This is a genomic window from Catenovulum adriaticum, assembly GCF_026725475.1.
Classification (GTDB): domain Bacteria; phylum Pseudomonadota; class Gammaproteobacteria; order Enterobacterales; family Alteromonadaceae; genus Catenovulum; species Catenovulum adriaticum.
In genome coordinates this window covers 515388-541906 of sequence record NZ_CP109966.1, presented here as the reverse complement: position 1 = coordinate 541906, position 26519 = coordinate 515388, and the positions used below count along the sequence as shown (strand labels likewise).

The window sequence follows — 26519 nt, the reverse complement described above, 5'->3', positions numbered from 1 at the left end:
CAGGTAAAAATATGAAACTCCATACAATTACAAAAAATGTGTTAGCAGCTTTAGGTTTAGTTGGTTTAGTCGCAAGTGTACAGGCTGCGCAGCTCAAAGTGAGTGACATCAGAATAGATGGGCAAAAGCAGCAAGTGAGTAAAAAAGTAAAACACCAATCTCAAGCTCAATTGTTATTGGCTGAAGAAAGAGCGTCTTACCAAGTAAGCGCCGAAATAAAACTCAATGACAGCGGCAGAGCCGGTTTAATCTTTCGTTCATTTGCGGGACAACCGGGTTACACCACAGGCTTAGATACAGCTAAACAAAGTGTCTTTTTAGCCACAACAGATAAAACAATTACTGAAAAGAATTTTAAAGTGGATAAAAACAAGTGGTACAAACTCAAGCTGTTGGTGCGCAATAACCACTTTGTTTTATATATCGACGACCAAGTTATTCGCTCGGATGCTTATCCTATGTATGACGCGGTTGATAATAGCTATAGCTCAGGCCAACTCGGTTTATTTTCAACTTCGGATGATGCGCAAATCCGCAATGTTGAAGTAACAGATTACCAACCAAAAAATGAGTTGGTTACTTATACTAACCCTGTGCAATTAAACTGTGCTGATCCGGGTTTATTAACTTATCAATCAACTTATTACGCTTATTGTACCTACACGCCAGATTTTCCAATGATGCGTCGGGGCATTCGTTTGTATACCTCTAAAGATTTAGTGAATTGGCAAGACCAAGGTTTTGTTTTAAAAAACGAAGATTCGTGGGGCACTTCACGTCATTGGGCACCAGATGTAGTTGAGAAAGACGGCAAATTTTATATGTATTACGCGGTGGATGAGCGTATTGCAGTTGCAACTTCCGACTCACCTATGGGGCCATTTGTGCAAAAAGTCCAACAGCCTATGCAACCTGATTCAATCAAAATTGATGCGCATGTATTTACCGATGACGACGGCAAACGTTATTTCTACTACGTTAGTTTCGACAATGGTAACCACTTATGGGGTGCTGAGCTAAATGACGACATGATGTCGGTAAAACAATCGACTATGACACATTTAATTGCACCAGTAGAGCCGTGGGAAACCCATATGGCGAATGTTGCAGAAGGTGCAGTTGTGATTAAACACAAGGGCTACTATTACATGACTTATTCGGGTAGCCATTTTGAAAGCCCACATTATTCAATTGGTTATGCGGTAGCTGAACACCCATTGGGGCCGTGGAAAAAATATTCAGGTAATCCAATTATGAAGTCGACCACTTATGCGCATGGCACTGCCCATCATAGTTTAGCTAAATCACCTGACGGTAAAGAATGGTTTGTGGTTTATCACCAACATTACAGCTTAACCCAAACTGAACCACGCAAAATTTCAATCGACCGTATGCGTTTTGTACCACTAACAAATGGCCCTGATATTTTACAAACTTGGGGGCCAACTGTTACACCTCAGCCTCTGCCTAGCGGTGTAGTGGAGCAGTAATTATGTTTAAAACAAATAAAACAAGTTTGGCGCTCGCTTGCATGAGTACGCTGTTGTTGAGTGCCTGTCATCAAGCTAAGGTAAATCAATCTTTATCTGGCGTTGAAGTTTCAGCTGAAAAATGGGGTGAAGCGGATAAGCAAACTGTGCATTTATATACGCTGAAAAATAGCCAAGGTATGACAGTTAAATTGTCTGATTGGGGCGGTTATATTCAGTCGATTATCGTGGCTGATCGCAAGGGGGAATTTGCTGATGTCTTGGTTGGCTACGATAGTTGGGATGAATATTACAACGACTGTTGTTATGCAGGGCCAATTGTAGGGCGTTTTGGTAATCGTATTGGCAAAGCACAATTCAGCATTGACGGACAAACTTACCAGTTATCGGCCAATGATGGTGGTGCGAATAAAGATATCAATCAACTGCACGGTGGTTTTAAAGGTTTACACAAAAGGCTTTGGCAAAGTGAGTTAATCGAAAATGGTGTGCAACTAAGTTATCTATCGAAAGATGGTGAAGAGGGTTATCCGGGCAACTTGCAGATAAAACTCAACATCACTTTATCTGATGATAATGAATTGCAGTTTGAATACTTTGCGACCACAGATAAAAAGACTCATGTGAATTTAACTTCGCATACTTATTTTAATTTATCTGGTGATATGCAAACGGACATTGAACAGCATGTGTTGCAGATTAACGCTAATAAAATCACCCCAGTTGATCAATATTTAATACCAACTGGCGAGCTTGAACCTGTAGTTGGGACGCCATTTGATTTTACCTCGGCTAAAAAAATAGGCCGAGATATCCGCCAACCGAATAAGCAGCTTAGATACGGCGGTGGGGTTGACAAACAACATGGTGGTTACGATCACAATTGGGTATTTACTGACTACGACGGCAGTTTAAAAAATCAGGTGAGTTTGCACGATCCTGTCAGCGGCCGTTTGTTAGAAATTTATACCCAAGAGCCAGCTATCCAGTTTTACTCGGGTAATTTTATGGACGGCACTATGTTGGGCAAAAACGGCCAGCCAGTTAAGTTTCGTTATGGCTTAGCGCTTGAACCTCAGCATTACCCTGATAGCCCAAATCAAGCTAGTTTCCCGTCGACTTTATTAGTGCCGGGCGATACTTATCACACCATTTCAAGCTACAAGTTTAGCGTTAAATAATTGAGGCATTACATGACTACCAATAAAACATTAATCGCATTGTTACTAACAGCTACAGTAGCCGCTTGTAGCAGCTCTTCTGGTTCGGCAGATCCTGAAACTCAATTGCCTGATAACGGCAATCAATTAACAGTACAACAGCAGTGTGAACTCGATACTTTTACCAATGCTGAACAAGCGGCCAATATTCAAATCGACTGGTTACAAGACACAGTACAGTTTGTTAATTCTGGGGTGTATTCGCGTATACATAAATTGGCTGACGGTCGACTTATTTTAGTTTATAGCGACGGCCCAGCTGTGGTTTATCGGGTTAGTGATGACAATGGTGATACTTGGCAAGCTGAACAAACTGTTGCTAGTGGCGGCGATTTATATAACTACACTAATGCTGAATTTATTGAGCTGGCAGATGGCAGTTGGGTATATGGTTGGAATGCTAGGCCTAAAGTAGACAATGGCGCTGAAACCTTCCAAATTAAGCTGGCTATCTCCTACGATAAAGGCAGTAGTTGGCAAGCTGAACAGCTGATTTTCGCAGCGGCAAACAAGTTTGATCAAGGAGTGTGGGAACCAGCATTTTTGCAGTTGCCATCGGGGGAATTACAAATTTATTTCGCCAACGAATTTCCGTTTGGTGGCACTAGCCATGACCAAGAAATTAGCATGAAACGTTCGTTTGATAATGGTGTTACTTGGGGTGATGTCGAAACTCTGTCGTATCGCCAAGGTAGTCGTGATGGTATGCCTGTGCCAATTTTACTCAATGACCAGTCAGAAATTGTTTTTGCAATTGAAGATAATGGTATTGCGGGTGAATTTAAGCCTGTGACTATTCGCAGTAACTTAGCGGATAATTGGATGTCAGGTGTGGTTGATGCTAATAGTTCGCAGCGTGAACATGCGTTAGCACCAGCCGCTCAGCTTGATCATGGTATTTATGCGGGTGCACCTTATATTGCACAGCTACCAACGGGTGAAACTATATTATCTACCCAAACATCACAATGTCGCAAAGGCACTCTGGCGTTTATGCGTGTATATATGGGTGATGCTCAGGCGCGTAATTTTGCTTATCCAACTACACCATTCACAACAGATTTAGTTAAAGAAGATGGTGAGTCTTTGTGGAATGCGGTTACCGTAATTGACCAAGATACTATTATTGCCACTAGCTCGATTAATACCGGTGATGCAAGCACACCAAACGGTATTTATGTTGTGAAAGGCAAGATAACTCGCAACTAACCCTTCTAACAACTCTAATTTAAACCTTGTAATCAAGCACAGTACAAAATCATTGATTTTGTACTGTGCTTTTGTGCGCGCAAAATTTGTTTATTTAACCTGAAGATAAGGAGGTGGCCATTCTTAAATAAATTTCTATTGGGGGAACAGTCTGAAATTTAAATTTAATTAATTAAGGTAAAACACTATGAAAAGAATAATGGGTTTTTTAGCTATATTGTTGTTTGCTCAAGCACAAGCAGCAGAAGTATTGTTTGAGGATGAAACTTCGTTTTATCCGCGCATGGTTAGGCTTGCACACAATGGTGCTGCCAACAACACAATTATTGCCAGCTTTGATGTTATCAGCGCTGGTTACATTTATAAAAGCACAGACGACGGACAAAGTTGGAGCAAAATCGCCACCATCAACGAAAACGGTTTTGCCAATACCTGTTGCAGTGAATTGTATGAAATGCCGGTAAATATGGGCTCAACGACTGCAGGTACTTTGTTTTGGGCTGTGTCTGCACACAATGGCACACCGCCAGCAAGTCGTGAAATCAAAATATATAAAAGTACCGACCAAGGGCAAAGTTGGAGTTATTTATCCTCGCCTGTCTCTGGCGCCACTGGCTTATGGGAAGCCGAATTTATAATTGATGACTATGGTCGTTTAGTTATGTATTACGCCAGCGAAGAGCATAAAGGTAATGGTTACAACCAATTAATCGCACATAAAATTTCCACGGACGGTGGAGTTACTTGGGGGAGTGAAGTCATTGATGTAGCAATGAATGATACCATTCAACGCCCAGGCATGCCGACCATAACCCAGCTACCAAATGGCGATTATGTGATGGTGTACGAAATATGTGGCTCTACTTACAATTGCGATACCTTCTATAAAAAATCAAGTGATGGTTTAAATTGGGGCACAGTGTCGCATCCGGGCACTCGAATTGAATCTGTTTCTGGTCATCACTTCTCTCATGCACCAACCATCACTTGGATTGACAATGGCACAGCGAATGGTGAGCTGGTTGTTGGTGCTCAGGTGTTAAGAGATTCAGCTAATAATGATGTATATAAACAGCATAGTGTTTATATGGTAAACAGCAGCAATGGTGATGGTTTATGGGCAGAGCGCGCGGCACCTTTATTTGTGCCGAGTGATGGCACTAACCCATGTAACAGTTATAGCCCGCAGTTTTTACCGCGTTTAAATGGTAATGAAATTATTCATATGACCAACAAAGAGTGTCGTATGTATTCAGATATTGGCGCGTTTAATATGCCGGTTAGTGAAGGCGCTTACCGACTTGTGGCTAAACATAGTGGTAAAGCTTTAGATGTAAATGGTTGTTCAACAGCGAGCGCTGCGAATGTGCAACAATGGCCTTGGACAGGTGGTGAATGTCAGCGCTGGGATCTTGAATATTTAGGCAACGGCGACTACAAAATCACCTCGATTAATAGCGGCCAAGCGTTGGAAGTGAATGCCTGCAGCACCAGCAATGGTGGTAATGTTCAACAGTATCCGTGGAATGATGCAGATTGTCAGAAATGGAAAATAGAACCTGTTGGTGGTGATTATTTCCGTTTAGTCAATAAAAACTCAGGCCTAGTATTGGATGTTGATGCTTGTTCAAGTTCTGATGGGCAAAACGTGCAGCAGTGGCAATGGTTAGCTGGTGATTGCCAACAATGGAAGTTAGAGCCTGTTAGCCCAAATGCAATTAATAGCGGTGAATACAGCATTACCTCAAAAAACAGCAATAAGGTATTAGACGTTGCTGGTTGTGGTACAACAGCGGGTGATAATGTGCAGCAATGGCCTTGGAGTGGTGCTAATTGTCAGCGTTGGATTCTTGATGCAACTTCTGATGGTTTTTATCAAATCATTTCTAAACATAGCAATATGGCATTAGACGTCGATGGCTGTTTAGCTGTCAATGGGCAGAATGTTCAACAATGGACAACAGCTAATGCGGATTGTCAAAAGTGGGGATTTGAAGAGGTTGAAAGTGGCTTTTATAAAATATTCTCAAAAAATGGTGGCAAGGTGTTAGATGTCAATGCTTGTTCCACTGCTGATGGTGCTAATGTACAGACTTGGCAATGGTTAGGCGGTGATTGCCAGCGCTGGTCGTTAAGCGCGTTTTAATTCAGCCTACTTGTTATTTTGTTGAGTAGTCGAAAGCCACTTGCTTGTTAGCAAGTGGCTGTTGTTCTTTAGCTCTGTGTTTTTAAACTTCTTGCCATTTTTCTTTAACTTCTAAAGCCAGCCATTGTCCGGCTGGACAATTCATGTTTTAAATTATTGGAAGGTAATACCCAGCCCAGTTTATCCAATCAGTATTTGGTCTCTACCTCATTTAAAGTCTTAATTTTAATATTGCGATAAAATACTTCTGCGCCTTCGGCCTGTAATAAAATTTTGCCTTCGGTCAGTGGTTGCCAATGACGGTTCTGGTAATCCCATTTTTTAAAGTTGCCAATACGCATATTAACAACACCATTAACAATATGAATCGCTTGATCTTCTCGCACAATAATTTCCATGGTGTTCCAGCCGTCAATTTCAGCATCGTTAACTTGTTTTATACGGGTAATTTTATCCGGTTTGCCAATGGGTAAAAAATCTTGCACTGGATAGTATGGGTTGTATTCGTAGTAAGTTACTGTGCCTTTTGGGTTGATAACTAATGAATTAGGTTTTAGCCATGCACTCATTTGTGTACCAATTGCATAGGCATCACCACTTTCGCCTTGTTGAATTTGGCTTTCCATACTCAATGGCCAAGCAGGTTTACCTTTGCCATGTACGTGATACAACAAGCCGGCATCCTTTAACAGGTTTAATCTGGGCTCAAATTTGGCTTCACCCCATTTATACTCAAGTGACAAATGATAATTTTTAAAGCGCTGTTTAGTTGTGATGGCCGCAAACGCTTGTTGGCTGCCATGCGGTTTGCCAGCATATACATGAATAACGCCGTTCTTTACGACAAAATAATCTTCGGCTTTATCGCCCGGTTGAGCATTTTTAATCAAGCTGGCATTCCAGCCGCTTAAGTCTTTACCGTTAAATAAACTTTGCCATTGTGCCGCTAAAACTGTGTTTGTACTCAGCGACGTGATTAAGATCAGACTGTTAATCGAGGGTTTCATATCCGCTCACCTGTTATAATTGATAATGTATTACAATTAAATAGTATTTGATTAACACGCTGTTTGAGATGACATTTTGTGCCTAATTAACCCTAAAACCGCTCAATAGGTCCAAAGGCACTAATGCTCTAAGCTAATCATAGTGATATTCGATTGCTGTAATTGAGTATTTAAAATCACGGCTTTAGTGCGCTTGATTGCCAACACTTCACCTATGTATTTTAATCTGTCTAAAACTAAATGATGGGTTTTTTGGGTTAATTGATAACAATAGATACTGCGCATATGCGCATGTATATTCTTTTTGTAATAGATACACTGATCGTCAGCATCAATTAACGTCGCCTTGGTTGGAAAGTCGCTTTCGATTTCATCAGCTCTACCTGCTTGGATGGAATATAGACTTGAGCTATTGCGGGGATGGTAAAAAAGATGCTCAGCGTTAAAAACCAACTGGCTATCAAATGGAATATCAAGCAATTTTTTGTCACCGTTAATAAGCGATTGTTGCCAAAAACGCGTGCGCTCTGTATTGTCATCAGCGTATACGAATGTTGTTGCATCGTTTATAAAGCCCAATGGTTTCTTCAGTAAATTAGCCGTAATCAATTTAGTTAAATGGGCGTTGTTAATTTGGTATAAGTAAACACTGTCATCTGCTTTGAATAACAACTTGCTGTCGTCATTACTCCAACTGAGATGAGAAATATTCAGCGCCGAATTAAAATAAGTTAGTTGTTTAGGCGTCAGTTTTTTATCCAACAAAAATACTTGGTTGTGACCATTCGCATTGGACACAAATGCTATTTTACCTTGCTCATTGGACAATGAAGCATCAGTTTGATCGCCATAGTTTGGGGCAACCTGAGATTGTTTTTGCTGTTTTATATTAACTATCTCAATTTGCTGGTTTTTTTGATGTGACAATATCAACAATGCTTGCCGCGTTTGGTTATACGAAATATGTACCGGTTGGCTGTTATAAGGTAATGAATGGCGAAGTTTTTGTTTTTGACCATTTAACGAATAGCGATATATGGCATTGTCTTGGTGCAGTACCCATAAATCATCTTCGTTACGCCATTGCATCGAGACAGCTGGCTGCAAGCTGGCAAAAGTGGTAATTGGTTTGTGCGATTTTTTATCCAGTACTTGAATTAAAAACTGTTTGTTGTCTTTTATTACGAAAGACAAATATTTTGAATTAACCGCAAAATGCCGAATTTGGTGTTTTGATTCTATATAGGGCGTTATTTTCCCATTTTTTACATCTAATTGATCTAACTGATAAAACAACTCTCCATGTAACGTGCGACTGACAATCAGTTTGTTTTCGTCTAACCAAGCGAGTGTATCGTATCTATACGTATCATCAGCAAGCAGGTTTGAATCTAGATTTATCTTGTCGCAGGCTGTATCTATATTAAACATTTGCAACCGCGATTGATTATCAAACCAGCCGACGACTAACCGGTTAAAATTAGGCGACCAAACAAGTTGAAACTCCCTTCCAAAATAATGATTATTGCTTAGTAAATAAGTCGCTGTTTTTTCATTACGCCAATTTTTTAAAATTAGGCTGAGGTTATTTGAATTTAAATTTACTGAAGCAATACAAGTTGGATGTTGTGCGTTTAAATAGACAACGTCGCTTGCAGACGCGTCGCTTATTTCATTGCTGTTTTTGCTGGAAAAGCTAATCAATAAAAAAGCGACAAGGATTAAGCTTAAAATACTTAATAGCCAAATCATATGCGGTTTAATCAAACTAAAAATATTTAAAGCAGGCTTCAACGGGGTGGCTTCTAATCGAGTTGGCGGGACAACTAACATATAACCGCGTTTGGATATGGTTTTAATATAGCCCGTAGTTGATTCGGTTTTACCCAGCGCTTTGCGTAAAATTGAAATATTACGTTGTACAGATTGATTAGACACTATGGTTTCGGGCCATACGTTTTTATTTAAATCGTCAACTGTGACGATATTTGGATATTGTTTAATAAGTTGCAGTAATACCCCGCTGGTTTTAGGTTCGAGTGAAATCTTCTGGTGTTGTTTGCTCAATGTATTGAGATGTGGGTGAAAAACACAGTCGCCTAACTGATAGCTGGTATTGAACTCATCCACCTTAATACCTCAATTAAAATAAAATATGTTATTTATATAATACAAATATTACCACAAACACATCCGTTCTCAATTATTTTATTAAACTAAATAACAACAACTTAAGTATTTCTTAAGAAATACATTAGCTAAAAAATATTCAATATTCAGCTTTTATTCAAGTTGTTTGTCAATTAAGTATTTATCTTTGTTACAACACATTTAAATTAGGAGTAGTCATGATAAAGTTAATATTGATATCCAGCTTATTTTTGTCTTTTGTCGCTAGTGCGAACAATCCTTTGTTTTGGGGAGCCGATCCATCTGCAATCGTCGCGCAAGACGGCCGAATTTTTATTTATCCAACTAACGATAAAAAGAAATGGGACGATCAAAAAGACTGGCATGTATGGTCATCAAGCGATCTAGAGAACTGGACTGATCATGGTGTTATATTTGATACCACTGCGTCAAAGTGGGGCATAGACAATGCTTGGGCGCCAGATATAGCATATAAAGACGGTTGGTACTATTTTTACTATTATTTTCAAAATGGTAAAAATATTCAAGGTGGGATCGGTGTAGCAAAAAGCCAAAACCCTGAAGGACCATTCACTGAAGTGCATGGCAAAATGTTGGTAAAAGGTCACGATCCAGCATTATTTATGGACGAAGACGGTACTGCGTATATGTACTTGCAAGATAAAGTGCATGTATTAAATCCCGACATGGTAACGCTTAAAAATCAAAAGGCGATCGACATTAAGTTAGATTACCGTCCAACTAAATTTGAAGCCGCTTACGCCTTTAAACGTAAGGGTATTTATTACTTTACCATTGCGCGTGATTGGAACAACCTTATTTATTACACCTCAGACTCGCCACTTGGACCATTTAAGTACCAAGGTGATTTTATGCGTCCATATGGCGGAAATAACCACCATTCAATTATCGAGTATGAAGGTAATTGGATCATTTTTTACCACGAATGGGCTCCAACCGAAAGTGACAAGCACAATCGCCGAGTACGTGCTGATTACCTGCATTTTAATGAAGACGGTACGATTAAACAGGTTGAAATTACCGAGCGTGGCATTTGGAAAAAGAAATAGGAGATACCCATAATGTTTAAAATAAGTAGTATAAAAAAACAAACCTCAGTGTTGATGCTATCCATAGTCAGTTTAATCACTGCTTGTAACGCTGTGCCCGATCACCATAATAAACAAACAATTGAAAAAGATAACCAGAAGACACAGAATGTACAGGCTGGTTTTTCTACTGAAACACTTTCTGTTGGTCATGGAAATGAAGTGCCACGCTATTTTACGCTAGATGAAAAAGGTAGGGCGGCACTCAAAAATCACGACCAAGCGGTCAATATATTTACACCAAAATTCTTTCTACGCGATCCTTACATCATGTTAGGCCCCGACAATTATTACTATCTAACCAATACAAGGTTGGCGAATATTTTAGGTGGCGGTAAATACGATTACTTGAATGAAGGTGTTGAAATTTGGCGCAGTAAAAACTTAGCTGACTGGGAATTATTAGGCGTACCAGTGCGTCTTAAACAGTTATCAAACCTAGACGCTATGTTAGAAAAGTTAAAAAATAAACAGCACAATAATGGCAAACCTTTGTTGTGGGCGCCCGAATTACATTATATTGACAACAAATGGTACATCACCCACACCAGTAACGCACAACAGGCAGTTTTGTGGGTAGCCGACGATGTGATGGGGCCATACAAAGAGGCAATCAGTGCCAGTAAATTCGGTCACCGCCACGACCCAACACTTTACCAAAATCATGACGGGAAAAATTACTTATTATACCGCGCAATAGAAGCTGTTGAAATGACAGAAAACTGGGATGATTTTATCGGTAAACCATGGAAGATAAATCCAGCAGACCGAAAAATAGGTCACGAAGGTACTTATGTTATTAAAATTGATGACACTTACGTTATTTTTGGTACTGCATGGAGCACAGACAAAATGCGTCATGGTAGCTATAATCTCTATTATGTTACGGCCAAAAGTATAAAAGGGCCTTATTCTAAGCGAAAATGGGTCGGGCGCTTTTTAGGCCACGGTACGCCGTTTCAAGATAAACAAGGGCGTTGGTGGATTACCGCGTTTACCAACGGTAAATATGTCCCTTTCAAGCAACTTATGCAGCAATCTCGTCAAGATGATAAGGCCTACACTATGACTCCAACTGGTGCTATGTTGGTGCCTGTTGAAATATATAAAGACGCAAACGGGGAAGTTAAATTTAACGTTAAAGACAATCGTTTCAAATACCCCGGGCCAGAAGAAGTACAGCAATTTAGTATCGAATAGATGCTACGTTAGAAAACACGCCGATATGGCGTGTTTTCATTTATTTAAAATTTAAAAACTATAAGCTTTCGCTGATTTACCATTTAAAAAATACAAATTGTCAGTTTCGCAAGACAAAATAACCTGTAGTCATGTATTTTTCTGCTAGCTTAAAACAATAGATTAAAAATGCGAGACACTAAATTTAACAAGTTTTTAAAAAGTTGTTTAAAACTAACATGGACAAATAATGAGTATAAAGGTGTCCCATGAAGTTTAAAGTTCTATCCCTAATAATGACAGCATCGCTTGCCATACCCTCAATTGGATTAGCAGCGAAAAAAAACGTTAATGACAAACCCTATCCGTACGGCAACCCTGTTGTAACACACATGTACACAGCCGATGCTGCGCCAAAAGTGATGCCAGATGGCCGCGTATGGATGGTGACATCGGTCGACCATTTAGATAAACCGGGTTATCACAACATGGAAGCATTACAAATGTTTTCTACTGCAGATATGAAACATTGGGTTGATCACGGCACTATTTTACACACCCAAGATATGCCCGAAGGTGAAGATGAAGATTGGGCGATTTGGGCGCCAGATATGATATACCGTAATGGTACTTATTATATTTATTACCCAATGCGCAATTTGTTAGAAGTAAGCAAAGGCAAAAAGAAAAAAGTCGACCGTTATATAGCGGTAGCTGAAAGTAACAGACCTGACGGTGAATATAAAGTTACCGTTGATCGCATGGCGGGGGTGCCGTTTGCTGGTTTAGATCCATCTGTATTCATTGATGACGACGGTCAGGCCTACCTCTACTGGAATCAGGCCTACATGGGTAAACTTAAAGAAGACATGCGTGACATCGATGGCAAGTTTTTTAAACTGAATTATGGTGCAAAAAACTTTATGGAAGCCGCATGGATGCATAAACGTGATGGCAAATATTATTACCAATATCACACCAAATATAATGGCAAGGTTGACCCTAACAATCCTGATGATCCTAACCGTGCTAAATCCCATTTAGATTACTCTATGGGGGATTCACCAACCGGTCCGTTAACATACAAAGGCACAGTAAACTGGGAATTAGGCTATCAAGTTGACAACAGCAACGGCCCTAAATTACCGGGAAAATCATATGTACCTTGGCGTTTAACGCAATCAAACCACGGTGCAGTGGTTGAATTTCATGGTCAGGAATATTTCTTCTACCACACCTCAGCTTTATCATCTTGGAAACAGGACGAATTTAAAGAAAGAGGTACCTGGACTCAACGTTCTGTCGCGGTAGATTATCTAAACTATGATAAAGATGGCAACGCGCTGCCTGTACAACAAACCCTTGAAGGTGTCAGCGCCGTTAGTATTCAACAACCTTTTAGCATTAAACCTAATGTCCCGAATTCAGGAACTAATTACAGCCTGATTCAGGATAAAATTGTCGCTAAAGATGGCGCAATTGTTAAATTCGATAATTTAGATTTAGGTACCGGTTATTATTATTTTGGTATGACAGTACACAAAACGACCCGTCATGGTCACATAGAAGTTCGCAGAGATTCACCAGATGGTATGTTAATGGGAACTTTGTCGCTAAGAGATAACAGCGCAGAAATAAACAACGCGCGTACAGAGACCTTTTTGCGCGAGGCAAAAGGGGACAACAGTACCATTTATTTAGTCTTTAAAACGAATGGCAATACGGTAGAAGTCTCCTCGCCAGACTTTTTCGCAGGTGCACCTTTACCTGTCGCGGGCGATAATCAGTTTAATTAATTTCCTGACTCGAGTTTGGAGCGGCCGCGATTGCCGCTCTTTCAATTTTTAATTAAGTTGTTAGTAAGTTTCTTTAGTAATAGTCACCCTACCACCTGTAGTCCATTCTGACAGTGTATACTTCCATTTACTGGTATCCCAACCTAATTGGTCACCTCTAAATATCGCTTTTTTGATCATAGAAACTGCTTCTACTCTACGTCTTTTATCCTGTTTTTCATGCGCAAGTGCAGTTAGATACATAATTTCAGGATCATTATGTTTAGTGGATTCTAATAGCTGGAGATATTGCAAAGCCGTTTTAGCATCATGCAGTTGAGTGTTTTTTGCTCTTAGTTTTACATAAGCAGCGCGTTTTAAGCCAATAATGTGACCTTGATTTGCAGCCTTATCTAACCAAAATTGAGCTTTAATTTCATCGTGTTTAAACCAAGGGCTGGTTAAACAAAATTCACCTAATAAATATTCAGCGTTGGCTAAGCTGTTTTGCGCAGCTTGTATAAGCCAAGAAATTGCTTGTTTAATATTACGTTGCTCTCGGTATAGATTGGTTGCCAAAACAAATTGGGCTTCAGCTAAGCCCGCTTTAGCTGCACTTTCTAGTAGCCTATCCACTTCGTTATTATCTTTGCTTAATCCTGGAAAATTCATTAAGGTGATCGCGTATAGATACTGTTCGCCTGCAGATGGGCTATTTTGAGCTTTTTGTAATATAGGCCGGATCCCGCGGTACACGGATGGATAGTCGCTCATAAGCGTCATTTTGCTTAAGTTACGTTGTGCATCTCCCAAATAAACTCGCTGATAAAAAGGGACTGGAATATTATCAAAAATGGGTGGTGCAAATTTTACTTCCCGCAGTTTACGTATAGCTTGGCCAGCAAAACCAAAACTTTGAATAACTTCGATGTCCCTAACCGTACCATCTAGTGCTATGCTTAGATCCGCTATCAGAAAGTAGGGACGATTACGCATTTCATTAATAACTGTGGGTTGGTTTGTTTGCTCGATGCTAAAACCTCCTCCTTCTTCGAGATCTAACGGAAAATCCGCTATCTCGGTTTCTTCAGAAAAGCTGCTGAATAAATCCAAATCTTGCTCAAGACCTTGAAAATTGGCTGTATAACTAAAGATAATTTGTTTATCGAGTTTATCCGATAATAGTTCAGGCAAAACCTTTTTGTTTAAACCTTCTATACCATAGTCAGGTTCTAGTGTAGTAAGCCGCTTATCTAATTGTTGTCTTTGTGTAGGCGTAAATGATTGAATAATATGTTTAGCTAACACTGCTGCATTTTCATAATCCGATCGCGCCGCATAAATTAACCACGCTGCGGCAGTTACTTCATTTTTATCCGTTCCTAGCCCTTGGTAGTTCATCAAACCTAAGGTATGTAATGCACGGACATTTCCTGTGGCGGCCGCCAATTGATATTGTGTGAGCGCAATATCATATTGGCCCGTATCGTACGCTTGATCTGCTCGAATGATATTTGCATAGCTCGGAGCTGTCACCGCCAATATAGTTGCTATCAACAAGCAATTGCAATTTTTTAGCTTATGCACAGATTACCCTTTTAAATCGAAAATTTGTTTTTTAGTCGCCATGAAGCATTATTCCGTCAGCAAACTAAATTCATAGACAGAAGTGGATTGGTAAGTTTCTCCTGGTCGTAGTATGGAATTAGGAAAATGTGGGTGGTTTGGTGAGTCAGGGAAATGCTGTGGTTCGAGCGCTAATCCATCTCTATGGTTAATCGGTTTTCCAAGTGCATTTTTAACGCTGCCATCCATAAAATTACCTGAATAAAATTGCATGCCGGGTTCAGTGGTAAATATTTTCATTAAGCGACCACTTTGCGGATCGGTCAGTGTTACTTGGTGTTTTAAACTGCCATCATAATCATTTAATACCCAGTTGTGATCGTAGCCACCGTATACTGCATCCTGACCACCACCTAGTTTTAGTTGTGGGTGCGATACTCTAATATCCTGTCCAACAGGTTTAGGTTGGTTAAAATCAAAAGGTGTATTTTTAACAGACATAAATTCACCCGTTGGGATTAATGTATTGTTTACCGGTGTAATTTTGTCACTATTAATGTACAGGTTTTGGGACTCAACAGAGCGTTTCATATCGCCCGACAAATTAAAGTAAGCATGCCAGGTTAAATTAACGGGCGTTGCTTTTGTGGTGGTTGCTAAATAATCAATAGTAAAACGATTATTGTTATCAAGTGAATAAGTGACTTTAATATCAAGTAATCCCGGATAACCTTCTTCACCATCAGGTGATTGATAAGACATCACGACTTTATTATTGACAATTTCGCTTTTCCATAAGCGTTTATGTAAACCTTTTAAGCCGCCATGCAATTGATTAAGATTTTTGTCGGGCCCATCATTGCGTGTTACTTGATAGGTGGTTTCATCAATTGTAAAACGCCCATTGGCAATTCGGTTTCCAAAACGACCAACAACAGGGCCGGTGTAACAACAATCGTTTAAATACCGTTCTGCGTTTTCATATCCGAGTATGACATTTTCAACTTGACCAAGATGATTGGGAACATTAACAGCGATGACAGTTGCGCCCCAGTTTGTTAACTGCACCGACATGCCTTCAGTATTGGTCAGAGTGTATTTATGTACATTTTGCTGTGCGGTTTGCCCCCAGTTGATTTCTTCAATTTTAATGGTTTGGTTATTGTCGCTACATGCGGACATCCCCATAACAATAATTAAACTTACAGCTAAATTAATGTGTGTATTGCTCATTTTATTACCTATGTAAATAACTTTGATATTGATATTAATATAATATATTTATTGGGTTTTAGTATTAAAAATTGTTTGTTTTATGCGGTTAAATAAATAATTAAGTGAAAATTTATTAAATATTCGACCTTTATGAATAAAAAATATACTTAAGGAAGTTATATATATATTATAATATGCTTATTTTGTAATGAACGAGTAATTAATTTGTTGTATTGGTTGTTTATATATCTAATGCTAATTTTGGGCGCCATGCTGCAAAATAGTATTGGTTTCGGCTTAGGTTTGCTATGTGCCCCAATTTTTATGCACTTTGCGCCTGAGCTCGTCCCTGCCACCATGATATTGAATTCTTTATTCGTGACATCACTTGTTTGTTATAAAAATAAAGCATCGATACAGTTATGTAACTTCTCATTTGCGACCTTTGGCGGAGTTATTGGTATATTCGCCGCAGGTGCGACAGCAGCTTTTGTTGCTCCTGAGATATATAGGTTAATATTTGGCGTTATTATATTGTCTGCGGTAGCGCTTTCGGTAAAGGGTTTTAATTTTAAGATTAAACCTTCGTCGAGTATCTTGGCGGGGGCCGCTTCAGGTTTTATGGGTACACTTACGTCTGCAGGCGGTGCGCCTATGGGACTTCTATATCAGAACAGCCAGCAAAAACTGATAAAAGCTAATCTCAATGCGTTTTTTGTGATTATTAATTTGTTAGGACTCATCTCTTTATATATTGCAAACCTAGTGACAATGCAAGATTTTGTGAACAGTTTGTATTGTATACCTGCTTTGATAATTGGCTGGTATGCAGCTGCATGGGTAAAATTTAACGACAAATCAAATCGTTTAAAAAACTTTATATTGAGTATTACGGCCTTTGCTGGGGTCTCGATTTTATTTAGTTAACCGGTTTAATAACCCCTTGAAAGGTATTTATGAAAAGATATATTGTAACTCTAATGGCTTTGCTTTTTAGTTTTACGCTTTGCGCAAAAACATCGATAATCTACTTAAATACAACTGAACCTAAAGACCATATCACGTTGATCTGATTAAATTTTTGCTTAAAGATCATCCAAACTATTCATTAAAAGCAAATGACGGGCCTATTACTGAATCTCGTCAAGAAGCGGATCAACAAAGCGGCGCATTAACCATAGCGGCATTTGAAGCGGATAAAGACATTGAAGAACGTTTAACCCCTATCCGTATTCCTATATTAAAAGGTCTTTTAGGGCACCGAATTTTTATCATTCGAGAAGGTGAGCAGAAGCGTTTTAGTCGCATAAATAGTTTTAATGATTTACTTAAATTAAAAGCAGGCCAGGGCAAATTATGGTCTGACACGCAGATATTAAAAAGTTCAGGCTAAAAGTAGTCACAACAAATAAATATGATAATTTGTTTTATATGTTAGAAGGTGGCCGTTTCGATTATTTTCCCCGAGCTGTGCATGAACCTTGTTCAGAAGTGGTTTCACGCAAGGAGCTAGGTTTAACGATTGAAGAAGAGCTCATGCTTATTTATCCATTGCCTTTATATTTATTTGTATCTAAGGACAACAAAGCATTGGCGCTAGAAATAACCAGATTGTTTGAAGATGCGATAGCTGACGGTAGTTTTGATACGTTTTTCTTTAACTACCCACTTATTAAAGATGTGATGAATAAAACCCACATTGATAAACGCAAAGTATTTAAAATTGATAACCCTCATTTAACCGTTGCTACGCCGCTAGATAGAAAAGAACTATGGTTAGATTTAACATCGGTTAACTAAATACTCACTCATATAGACCGTTAGGTGAAAAGCCCTAGTTTTAATATCTCTGGTTACTTTGTCCTCATTAATACATTCTGCCGTGTTCGAATTCAGATACTGGTGGAGGTATAAAGGCGGCGCTCTCGGTTAACTAGTTGTATATTTTGAATACTGAAAAACTAGAAACACCTTTATAAACTAAAATATCGATTATAAATATAACACCTGCATTTTTCGCGTTACTGTGGCTGTATTTGAGTACTCTCTGTATGGACAGATTTTAACGAAAGACATGAACGCATTTCTTCAGGAAAACACATAGAGGTAAGGGGAAGGCAAATTGCTTGTTCTTGAAGTATTAGTGCTTTAAAACTGTATTCAGATTTAATTTAGGTTGATCTGAAGTTAAAAAACAATTGAAAGATTTCAGTTTTTTCTATTACTACTTAACCGTTTAAAGCAAGAAAAAATACTGGGGGAGCGAGTTTATCAATGTAAGCAATGATGGCTCTGCTCGCGAAAAGATAAGAAAAGCATATTTGAATTAAAAGGGTTATGGTTATCAACAACCCTTTTAATTTAACGATTTTAAGCTCAATTATTTAATAATCAGTTACCATTTTTGATGGTTTTAACTTGTTATATTTAGCTTGTCCGCCATAGAGCTTAGCTGCGCTTTCCCATTCGCGGTTTAATTTAGGTAAAGCTGATTTTAGGATGACCTGAGCTTTCGCATATTCTTCGGTATTGGCTTTGTTATACCACTCATACGGATCGGTTGTGTGATCATAAAACTCCTCACCGCCATTTCGATATTGTATATAACGATAAGGGCCTAAACGAACAGCATGGTTTTTATAGCCCTGTGTGGTGAGTGCCGGTACCGTCCAACGCATGTTCGGATTTTTTAATAAAGGGAGAACACTGGTGCCTTCTACAAAATCTGGCGCTTTGGTGTTGGTGAGTTCAGCTAGAGTAGGCCATAAGCTTTGCAAATCGACTGGTGTATCGGTTTTGCTATTTGGTTTTGTCACACCCGGAACATACCATACATAAGGGGTGCGAGTAGATTCTTCCCATAATTCAAATTTACGCCACCTATGTTTTTCACCTAAATGCCAGCCATGGTCGCCCCATAATACGACAATTGTATTATCTTTATTTGGGCTTTGTTCTAAAGCATCTAAAATTCTACCCACTTGGGTATCTGCGTAAGTTATTGAAGCTAAATACCCTTGAATTGCTTTACGCCATGATTTTTCTTTCAAAATCATATCGTGTTCTTCTGTATTAGTTGGTGTTTTGGCTAAGTCTTCCAGATCATCTTTTAAATAGGGGGGTAATTCGATTTCATCCAGCGGGTACATGTCAAAATAGGCCTTTGGCACATGCCAAGGCAAATGGGGGCGAAAAATACCAGCAGCTATAAAAAATGGTTTTTCATGTTTAATACTTACCTGGTCAGCAGCCCAACGGGCGACGTGGTAGTCCCATAAGGTATCATCCCCCGCTGCAATTTGAGAAATGGACAATTTACCCACTTTATATTTATCAGTTTTAAAATTGTTTTTTATTTGATCCGCTTTGGCTTGTTCGTCAGCAGATAAACGATAGCGCTCTAAAATATTGTTGCTAGTCAAGTAGTAGTGCCAATCTTGTGGATAAATCACCCTATCATTGTGAAATATTTTTCCAGCCCCCATTACTGAGTAGCCATTTTTTTTAAAAAAAGCAGGTAAAGATTTATTTGGTCCAACGACACTTCGCCAATCACGACCGTTTTTATAAACGCCACTGGTGTTAGGTCGTAATCCAGTCATCATTGCTGAACGAGTTGCATTACATATGGCCGAAGGAGAATATGCGCGATGAAAGCTTAAACCTTTAGCTGCGAGCTTGTCTATATTCGGAGTTTTAACTTGGCTATTACGTCCAAGGTGACCTACCCAGTGATTTAAATCGTCAACAGCTATCATCAGTATATTTGGTTGTTTAGTTTGCTGTGCAAAACTTGTAGCGGTATTCAAACTGCAAGCAAGCAAACTCAACCCCCACAAACTCAGTTTTAATTTAATATTAATTATTTTCATTTTAAATTCCAATTAAATGTTAGCGAGATAATGTTAAATGGTCGTGTAGAGAATCGCTAGATTAAAGCATCTCATTTATCGTCTATTTGTCTTTTATATGTACGAACGCAAGTATTGTGTGGTGAGATATAAGTTGTTGATTTTTATGGTTATAATTTTTATATATTTAGGTGACCTTTGGTCATGTATGGTGGGTCTGTCTTTTTGGAAGAAATGCCATTGTTAATTTAACGTAAAATTAGTAATGTTGTTAGTGAAATTTAAAATAACTGGGTTAGCTGCAAAATATGAACTTAACCAATCAATATCCAAGTTTAAAAGAGAAGGTTGTTCTGATTACTGGTGGCGCTTCAGGAATTGGCGCTAACTTAGTTGAAGCATTTTGCTTGCAGTCGAAAAGAGTCGTATTTATCGATATTTTAGTTGATCAAGCTCAGAAGCTAATAAGTGATTTAGAGCGAAAAGGTTTGTACACCCAGCCATATTTTTATAAATGTGACTTAACAGATATAAAAAGTCTAAAAGAAACAATAGCTAAAATTTCAGAAGAAATCGGCACTATAGATGTATTGGTAAATAATGCGGCTAATGATGATAGGCACGATTTTCGGGAGGTAACAGTTGAATATTGGGATGAGCGTATAGCGGTAAATTTACGACATTACTTTTTTTCAGCGCAAGCTGTATACCCCATGATGAAAGCGAAAGGAGGCGGCTCAATTATTAATTTTGGTTCTATGAGTTGGTACGCGACACATGGTGGTATGCCCGGATATACAAGTTCGAAGGCTGCGATTGAGGGCTTAACCCGAGGCCTTGCTAGAGATATGGGTGCCGATAATATTAGAGTCAATACTTTAGTACCAGGTTGGGTAATGACAAGGCGGCAATTACAAAACGCGTTGGCTGATGAGTCAGCACGTAATAAAGTGCGTGATAGCCAGTGTATACGTGAATTTGTTATCCCTGAAAATATATCTGCCATGGCTTTATTTTTAGCTTCGGATGACGCAAGAATGTGTACATCACAGCATTTCATTGTCGATGGTGGCATGATTTAATGATAGCTCGGGTGTAACGAGAATAATTGCGCACTCTTTATTTGTATTATAATATACAGTAAGGTAGTCGAAAGAGAAGAATTACCGCTATTTTGAGACAGGTTGGTAGTTTTTTTAATAAGTTTAATTGTAGTATAAAAACATATTAATGTTTGAGAGGAACAAAATGGCAACGTACGCTCTAGGCCTAGATTTTGGTTCAGATTCTGTTAGATCACTTTTGGTTGATACTCAGTCGGGCCAAGAAATCGCAACTCATGTTGTAAATTATCCACGTTGGGAAAAAGGCATGTATTGTCAGCCCGCGCGATCACAATTTCGCCAACATCCGCTTGATTATTTAGAATCAACCGTTGAGGTAATTCAAAGTTTATGGCCTAAAGCGCCATCAGATGCTGCTTCAAACATCATTGGATTAAGTATCGACACCACAGGCTCAACCCCGATAGCAATTGACGAAACAGGCCAAGCTTTAGCATTAAAACCTGAGTTTGCTGAAAATCCCAATGCCATGTTTATTTTGTGGAAAGACCATACAGGTATAGGTGAAGCGGCTGAATTGACCAAAGCGGCCAAAGACAGCGCGACTAACTACATCCAATATGAAGGAGGTATATATTCTTCTGAATGGTATTGGGCAAAAGCGTTACACGCAATGCGCCAAGATGCAGAAGTCGCTAAAAACGTATACATGTGGGTTGAACATTGTGACTGGTTGCCAGCTATTTTGACGGGTACACAAAAGCCAAGTGATTTACGTTTAGGTCGCTGCGCAGCAGGCCACAAAATGATGTGGCACGAAAGCTGGGGTGGCTTCCCACCAAATGATTTTTTCACCTCGGTCGACCCGGTATTAAACGGTTTAGTTGAACGTTTGCCGTTAGAAACCTTTCCATCTGACCAAAGTGTTGGTGGTTTAACAAACGAATGGGCAGATAAATTGGGTTTACCTGCTGGCATTCCAATTGGTTTTGGTGCATTCGATTGTCATATGGGCGCAGTTGCCGCAGCGGTAAAACCGGGCGTATTAACTAAAGTAATGGGTACTTCAACCTGTGATATTACGGTCGCAAGTGCTGAGCAAATTGGTGACAAATGCGTGCCGGGTATATGTGGTCAGGTAGATGGTTCAGTTTTACCAGGGATGGTTGGATTAGAAGCTGGCCAATCCGCTTTTGGTGATTTATATGCTTGGTATAAGCGCTTAGTAAATGGTCCAGCAAACCAAATAATTCAAAATAATGCATTTTTATCCGACGAGCAAAAAAATGCGTTGTTAGCAGAAGTTGACGAACAAACGCTAATTCACTTAAGTGAAAAAGCTGCTTTATTATCCCCGGGTCAGTCTGGAGTAGTGGCCGTTGATTGGGTAAATGGTCGTCGCACCCCTGATGCTGATCAAAGCTTATCTTGTGCAATCGCCGGTATGAAAATGGGGACTGATGCCGCAGCAATATTCCGCGCTTTGGTTGAAGCCAGTGCATATGGTGCTAAAGCCATTATCGATCGCTTTAAACAAGAAAAAATTGAAATTAACTCAGTGGTTGCCATTGGCGGTATTTCAAAAAAATCTGATTTAGTCATGCAAATTTGTGCGGATATTTGGAATTGCCCGATTGAAGTACTTGAAAGCGATCAAAGCTGTGCATTGGGCGCCGCTATTTTTGCAGCAAAAATTGGCGGTGCATTCCCCGACATTGCCAGTGCGCAGGCCGTTATGGCATCTAAAGTATGTAAAACCTACCAACCTATTCAGACAAACGCCGAACTTTACCGTCAACTTTACGAAGAATATTTATCGCTCGGCGCATATGTTGAGGAGAACAAATAATGAAGTTTTTAGAGTTAAAGCGCCAAGCATTTGAAGCCAACATGGAATTAAATGCTAAAGGTTTGGTTATTTACACTTGGGGTAACGTTTCACAAATTGACCGAGCACAAGGTGTAATGGCGATCAAACCTAGCGGTATGCCATACGAAGACCTAAAGCCAGAACATATGGTCATTGTTGATATGGAAAACAACATAGTTGAAGGTAATTTACGTCCGTCGTCTGATACCAAAACGCATACTCATTTATACCGTCATTTTGATGAAATTGGTGGTGTTACACATACTCATTCAACTTATGCGACCGCATGGGCGCAAGCACAAATGCCAATACCTTGTTTTGGCACCACCCATGCTGATTATGCTTACGGCTCAGTGCCTTGCACCGCCATTATGACTGATGAGCAAATAACGCGTGATTACGAAGAAGAAACAGGTAAACAAATTACCGAAGCGTTTGTTGATTTAAATCCAATTGAAGTGCCCATGGTGATAGTTGCAGGACATGCGCCTTTTACTTGGGGAAAAGATGCTAATAATGCAGTTTACAACGCAGTGGTATTAGAAGAGTTAGCCAAAATGGCATTACTAACTAAACAAATCAATCCAGTTCAGGGTTCGCTTAAACAAGCGATTACCGATAAACATTATTTACGTAAGCACGGTCAAAATGCGTATTACGGTCAGAACTAATAGAGGTATTTAGAATGAAAGTTTTTACAGATAAATCAATATGGTTTGTGACAGGTTCACAACATTTATATGGCCCAAGCGTACTGCAGCAAGTAGTCGAAAACAGCCAGACGATAGCCTCAGGTTTGACCGAATCTGAATTAGTTTCCGCCAATATCACAAGCAAAGGCGTTGTCACAACGCCCGAAGAGATTACTGATGTATGTTTAGCGGCCAATGCGGATAAATCCTGCGTTGGTGTTATTCTGTGGATGCATACATTCTCACCAGCCAAAATGTGGATTAAAGGTTTACAGTTATTAAACAAGCCTTACATGCATTTGCATACTCAATTTGGTGCGGAGTTGCCATGGAATGACATTAATATGCATTACATGAATTTAAACCAAAGTGCGCATGGTGATCGTGAATTTGGTTTTATCGGCACTCGTTTACGTCAAGACCGAAAGGTGGTTGTGGGCCATTGGACTTCGGAGTCGGTCCAGGCGCAATTAGATGATTGGATTCGTGCAGCGGTGGGCTGGAATGAAGCGCAAAACTTAAAAGTAGCGCGTTTTGGCGACAATATGCGACAAGTTGCGGTAACTGAAGGCGATAAAGTGGCTGCGCAAATTAAGTTTGGTTACGAAGTACACGCATTTGGCTTGGGTGATTTAGAGAAAGAGTGCGCGACGATCACTGAGAAACAAATTAAAGAGCAAGTACGTTTATATCAAGACGATTACCAAATTGATGCTGCGTTATTAGCAGATTCATCTCAAGTTGAAGCGCTTGAAAACGAAGCGCGTTTAGAGCTTGGCATGGAACAATTTTTAGAAAAAGGTGGCTTTAAAGCATTTACTAACTGTTTTGAAAATTTAACCGGTTTAACCGGTCTACCGGGTTTAGCAACACAACGCTTAATGGCCAAAGGCTACGGTTATGGTGGTGAAGGCGATTGGAAAACCGCAGCAATGACACGCATTGTCAAAGTGATGGGAGCAGGGAAAGAAGGTGGAACCTCGTTTATGGAAGACTATACCTATCACTTTGGCGAAACTGATCAAGTATTAGGCGCGCACATGTTAGAAGTATGTCCAACTATTGCTAAAGATAAACCAAGAGCTGTTGTTGCGTCTCATACTATCGGCATTCGAAAAGATATTGCACGGCTATTGTTCACTGGTAAATCAGGCTCAGCGTTAAACATTTCTAAAATTGATATGGGCACGCGCTTTAGATTAATCGTTAATAAAGTCAATACGGTTGAGCCACCAGCTGAGTTACCAAACTTACCCGTGGCAACTGCGCTTTGGGAACCATGTCCTAACTTGGCTGTTGCTGGCGCTGCATGGATTTTAGCCGGTGGTGCGCACCACAGTACTTATACTCAAGGTGTTTCTATGGATGTAATTGAAGACTTCGCTGAAATCGCGGGGATTGAGTTAGTCACAATAGATGAAAGTACCAAAATAAGTGACTTTAAACAAACTTTGCGTCACAACGCGGTTTATTTCCACAACTTAGGTATTTAATCAGTATACAGGCACTAACAATGAACTTAAATCAAATAAAAAAATCACTGCTGTGCGCCACGCTTGGCATGGCACTTTCAGCTTGTGGTTTAACTTCAGGCGGTAACACGCAGGTACAAATTGCAGGTAAAAAAACAATTGAACAACGTGTAGCCGATAAATCTTATCCTGCAGTTTTTCAGGCGTGGAACCCTTTGGATATGCCAAGTAAGTACCCAACGGACACACATGAGCAATTTTTGGATAACGCGGCGAAACACAGTTTAATTTGGGAAGAACCGGTCAGCCAACTGGGATTTGATACTAAGTTGGTTTTTGGGTTAGTTTGGGATCACAAACACGCGGGTTTAGCCACCAGCTTTACTAAAGAATCGTTAGCTGAAGCAAAGAAAAACTTAACTTATTTGTTAGATAAAAATCCAAATATCGTTTCATTATTTGAAGTTCGCTGGCGCGATGCACCGGGAAGTTATTTACCGGAAAACAGTGAGTTTTGGCTACGCGATGCCCAAGGCAACAGAGTACAAGGCTGGACCGGCGGCCCAGAGCCGTACTATATGCTCAACTATAAAAATGAAGCATTCCAAAAACGTTTAGGTGAGCAAGCCAAAGCCGTTGTTGAATCAGGAATTTACGATGGCGTAATGCTCGACTGGAGTGGCTATTTACCAATCGTTAAAATTGTACGTGAATACATGGGTGAAGATGCACTTTTAACCGTTAATATTCACGACGAAATCGATAAAGGTGAAAAGTACAAAAAGTATATTAACGGCGCATTTATGGAATGTGGGCCAAATGGAAGAATGCCGGATAATCCAAAAAAACTATGTACTTGGGACAGTATGGCGAAATCGCTTAAATTTTATGAAGAAAATTTAAGAAGCCCGCAAATAAACGCATTAGAAGCTTGGGGCCAGCGTCATGATCTTCAAAGCATGCGCGCTGTTACAACTTTAGGTCTAACCCACAGTGACGGATATGTCTTGTTCGCTGATTATAATCCTGTTCCGACACCCGATCATATGCATGATTGGTATAGTTTTTGGGATGTAAATTTAGGCGACCCGTTAGGTCAAGGGCGTAAATTAGACGATGGTGCAACGACTCGCTCGTTTACTAACGCTGAGGTATTTTACAATCCGGAAGGTAACAAAACGATTCATATAGAATTTAACCTGCCGCATCAATCTTCAGCGACAGGTAAAGTCGGGACTGAATTTAATATAAAACCTATGGATGGTGACATATTTATCAAGCTATAAATTGATAAACCAATTTCTTGTGGCAAGTAGATACCTATGTTTAGGTATTTACTTTTGACGGGGCGTACATAAAGAAATGTACGCCCCGATGTTTTATACCTGCTATTAGTCAATTTGATTCAAATGTATCGTAAAATCAAATTGTCTTACTCTCCACCATTGAAGTTTTAGCGATTACATATGATAATTTTGCTAAGAGTCAAATAAAAAATAGTTC

The 26519-nt window shown here is 39.5% G+C and carries 20 protein-coding genes; 15 read left to right on the top strand and 5 right to left on the bottom strand.

Going from position 1 to position 26519, the window contains the following annotated elements; all coding sequences use genetic code 11:
* The first annotated feature begins 11 nt into the window (after positions 1–11).
* The 4 genes from OLW01_RS15675 to OLW01_RS15660 all read left to right on the top strand — a co-directional run bounded on the left by OLW01_RS15675 (position 12) and on the right by OLW01_RS15660 (position 6065).
* Positions 12–1490 (top strand): family 43 glycosylhydrolase, encoded by a 1479-nt coding sequence (locus OLW01_RS15675; RefSeq protein ID WP_268076495.1) that lies wholly within the window; start codon positions 12–14, stop codon positions 1488–1490.
* A gap of 2 nt (positions 1491–1492) precedes the next feature.
* Positions 1493–2671 carry an aldose epimerase family protein gene (locus OLW01_RS15670; RefSeq protein WP_268076492.1) on the top strand — a complete coding sequence of 393 codons (1179 nt, stop codon included), beginning with the start codon at positions 1493–1495 and terminating at the stop codon, positions 2669–2671.
* 12 nt (positions 2672–2683) lie between these two features.
* A complete protein-coding gene (locus tag OLW01_RS15665; RefSeq protein ID WP_268076489.1) occupies positions 2684–3919 on the top strand; it encodes a sialidase family protein in 1236 nt (411 codons plus the stop codon).
* A gap of 187 nt (positions 3920–4106) precedes the next feature.
* Positions 4107–6065, top strand: a complete 1959-nt coding sequence (locus OLW01_RS15660) for an RICIN domain-containing protein (RefSeq protein ID WP_268076486.1) — start codon at positions 4107–4109, stop codon at positions 6063–6065.
* A gap of 188 nt (positions 6066–6253) precedes the next feature.
* Here OLW01_RS15660 and OLW01_RS15655 read toward each other — a convergent pair whose 3' ends face one another.
* Positions 6254–7072, bottom strand: coding sequence for a 3-keto-disaccharide hydrolase (locus OLW01_RS15655; RefSeq protein ID WP_268076484.1), 819 nt, complete (start codon positions 7070–7072; stop codon positions 6254–6256).
* Positions 7073–7192: 120 nt separating this feature from the next.
* Positions 7193–9202 (bottom strand): winged helix-turn-helix domain-containing protein, encoded by a 2010-nt coding sequence (locus OLW01_RS15650; RefSeq protein WP_268076481.1) that lies wholly within the window; start codon positions 9200–9202, stop codon positions 7193–7195.
* Positions 9203–9420: 218 nt separating this feature from the next.
* Between OLW01_RS15650 and OLW01_RS15645 the strand changes: the two genes are divergently transcribed.
* The 3 genes from OLW01_RS15645 (at position 9421) to OLW01_RS15635 (ending at position 13307) form a co-directional block, all read left to right on the top strand.
* Positions 9421–10293, top strand: coding sequence for a family 43 glycosylhydrolase (locus OLW01_RS15645; RefSeq protein ID WP_268076479.1), 873 nt, complete (start codon positions 9421–9423; stop codon positions 10291–10293).
* Positions 10294–10305: 12 nt separating this feature from the next.
* On the top strand, positions 10306–11532 hold the full coding sequence (locus OLW01_RS15640) for a family 43 glycosylhydrolase (protein WP_268076478.1): 1227 nt from the start codon (positions 10306–10308) through the stop codon (positions 11530–11532).
* A gap of 248 nt (positions 11533–11780) precedes the next feature.
* Positions 11781–13307, top strand: coding sequence for a family 43 glycosylhydrolase (locus OLW01_RS15635; RefSeq protein ID WP_268076477.1), 1527 nt, complete (start codon positions 11781–11783; stop codon positions 13305–13307).
* A gap of 60 nt (positions 13308–13367) precedes the next feature.
* On the opposite strand, the gene OLW01_RS15630 is transcribed toward OLW01_RS15635, so the two are convergent.
* On the bottom strand, positions 13368–14873 hold the full coding sequence (locus OLW01_RS15630) for an SEL1-like repeat protein (RefSeq protein ID WP_268076475.1): 1506 nt from the start codon (positions 14871–14873) through the stop codon (positions 13368–13370).
* Between the two features lie 48 nt (positions 14874–14921).
* Complete coding sequence (locus OLW01_RS15625; RefSeq protein WP_268076474.1) at positions 14922–16085, bottom strand: aldose epimerase family protein; 1164 nt, start codon at positions 16083–16085, stop codon at positions 14922–14924.
* Between the two features lie 234 nt (positions 16086–16319).
* Here OLW01_RS15625 and OLW01_RS15620 point away from each other — a divergent pair, with 234 nt between their 5' ends.
* From OLW01_RS15620 to OLW01_RS15610, 3 genes are all read left to right on the top strand, one after another.
* Positions 16320–16994, top strand: coding sequence for a sulfite exporter TauE/SafE family protein (locus tag OLW01_RS15620; RefSeq protein WP_268076752.1), 675 nt, complete (start codon positions 16320–16322; stop codon positions 16992–16994).
* Between the two features lie 154 nt (positions 16995–17148).
* A complete protein-coding gene (locus OLW01_RS15615; protein ID WP_268076473.1) occupies positions 17149–17460 on the top strand; it encodes a hypothetical protein in 312 nt (103 codons plus the stop codon).
* A gap of 38 nt (positions 17461–17498) precedes the next feature.
* On the top strand, positions 17499–17867 hold the full coding sequence (locus OLW01_RS15610) for a hypothetical protein (protein ID WP_268076472.1): 369 nt from the start codon (positions 17499–17501) through the stop codon (positions 17865–17867).
* 584 nt (positions 17868–18451) lie between these two features.
* Here the strand turns inward: OLW01_RS15610 and OLW01_RS15605 are convergent.
* Positions 18452–19939, bottom strand: coding sequence for a sulfatase (locus OLW01_RS15605; RefSeq protein WP_268076471.1), 1488 nt, complete (start codon positions 19937–19939; stop codon positions 18452–18454).
* Positions 19940–20226: 287 nt separating this feature from the next.
* Here OLW01_RS15605 and OLW01_RS15600 point away from each other — a divergent pair, with 287 nt between their 5' ends.
* From OLW01_RS15600 to OLW01_RS15580, 5 genes are all read left to right on the top strand, one after another.
* Entirely contained in the window at positions 20227–21000 is a 774-nt protein-coding gene (locus OLW01_RS15600; RefSeq protein WP_268076470.1) for an SDR family NAD(P)-dependent oxidoreductase, read from the top strand.
* Positions 21001–21166: 166 nt separating this feature from the next.
* Positions 21167–22831: a ribulokinase gene (locus OLW01_RS15595; RefSeq protein WP_268076469.1), complete on the top strand. Its 1665-nt coding sequence runs from the start codon at positions 21167–21169 to the stop codon at positions 22829–22831.
* Positions 22831–23523 (top strand): L-ribulose-5-phosphate 4-epimerase, encoded by a 693-nt coding sequence (locus OLW01_RS15590; RefSeq protein ID WP_268076468.1) that lies wholly within the window; start codon positions 22831–22833, stop codon positions 23521–23523. Before OLW01_RS15595 ends, OLW01_RS15590 begins: the two co-directional genes overlap by 1 nt.
* 14 nt (positions 23524–23537) lie before the next feature.
* Positions 23538–25037: an L-arabinose isomerase gene (araA, locus tag OLW01_RS15585; RefSeq protein WP_268076467.1), complete on the top strand. Its 1500-nt coding sequence runs from the start codon at positions 23538–23540 to the stop codon at positions 25035–25037.
* 20 nt (positions 25038–25057) lie between these two features.
* Entirely contained in the window at positions 25058–26302 is a 1245-nt protein-coding gene (locus tag OLW01_RS15580) for a hypothetical protein (protein WP_268076466.1), read from the top strand.
* The last annotated feature ends 217 nt before the right edge of the window (positions 26303–26519 follow it).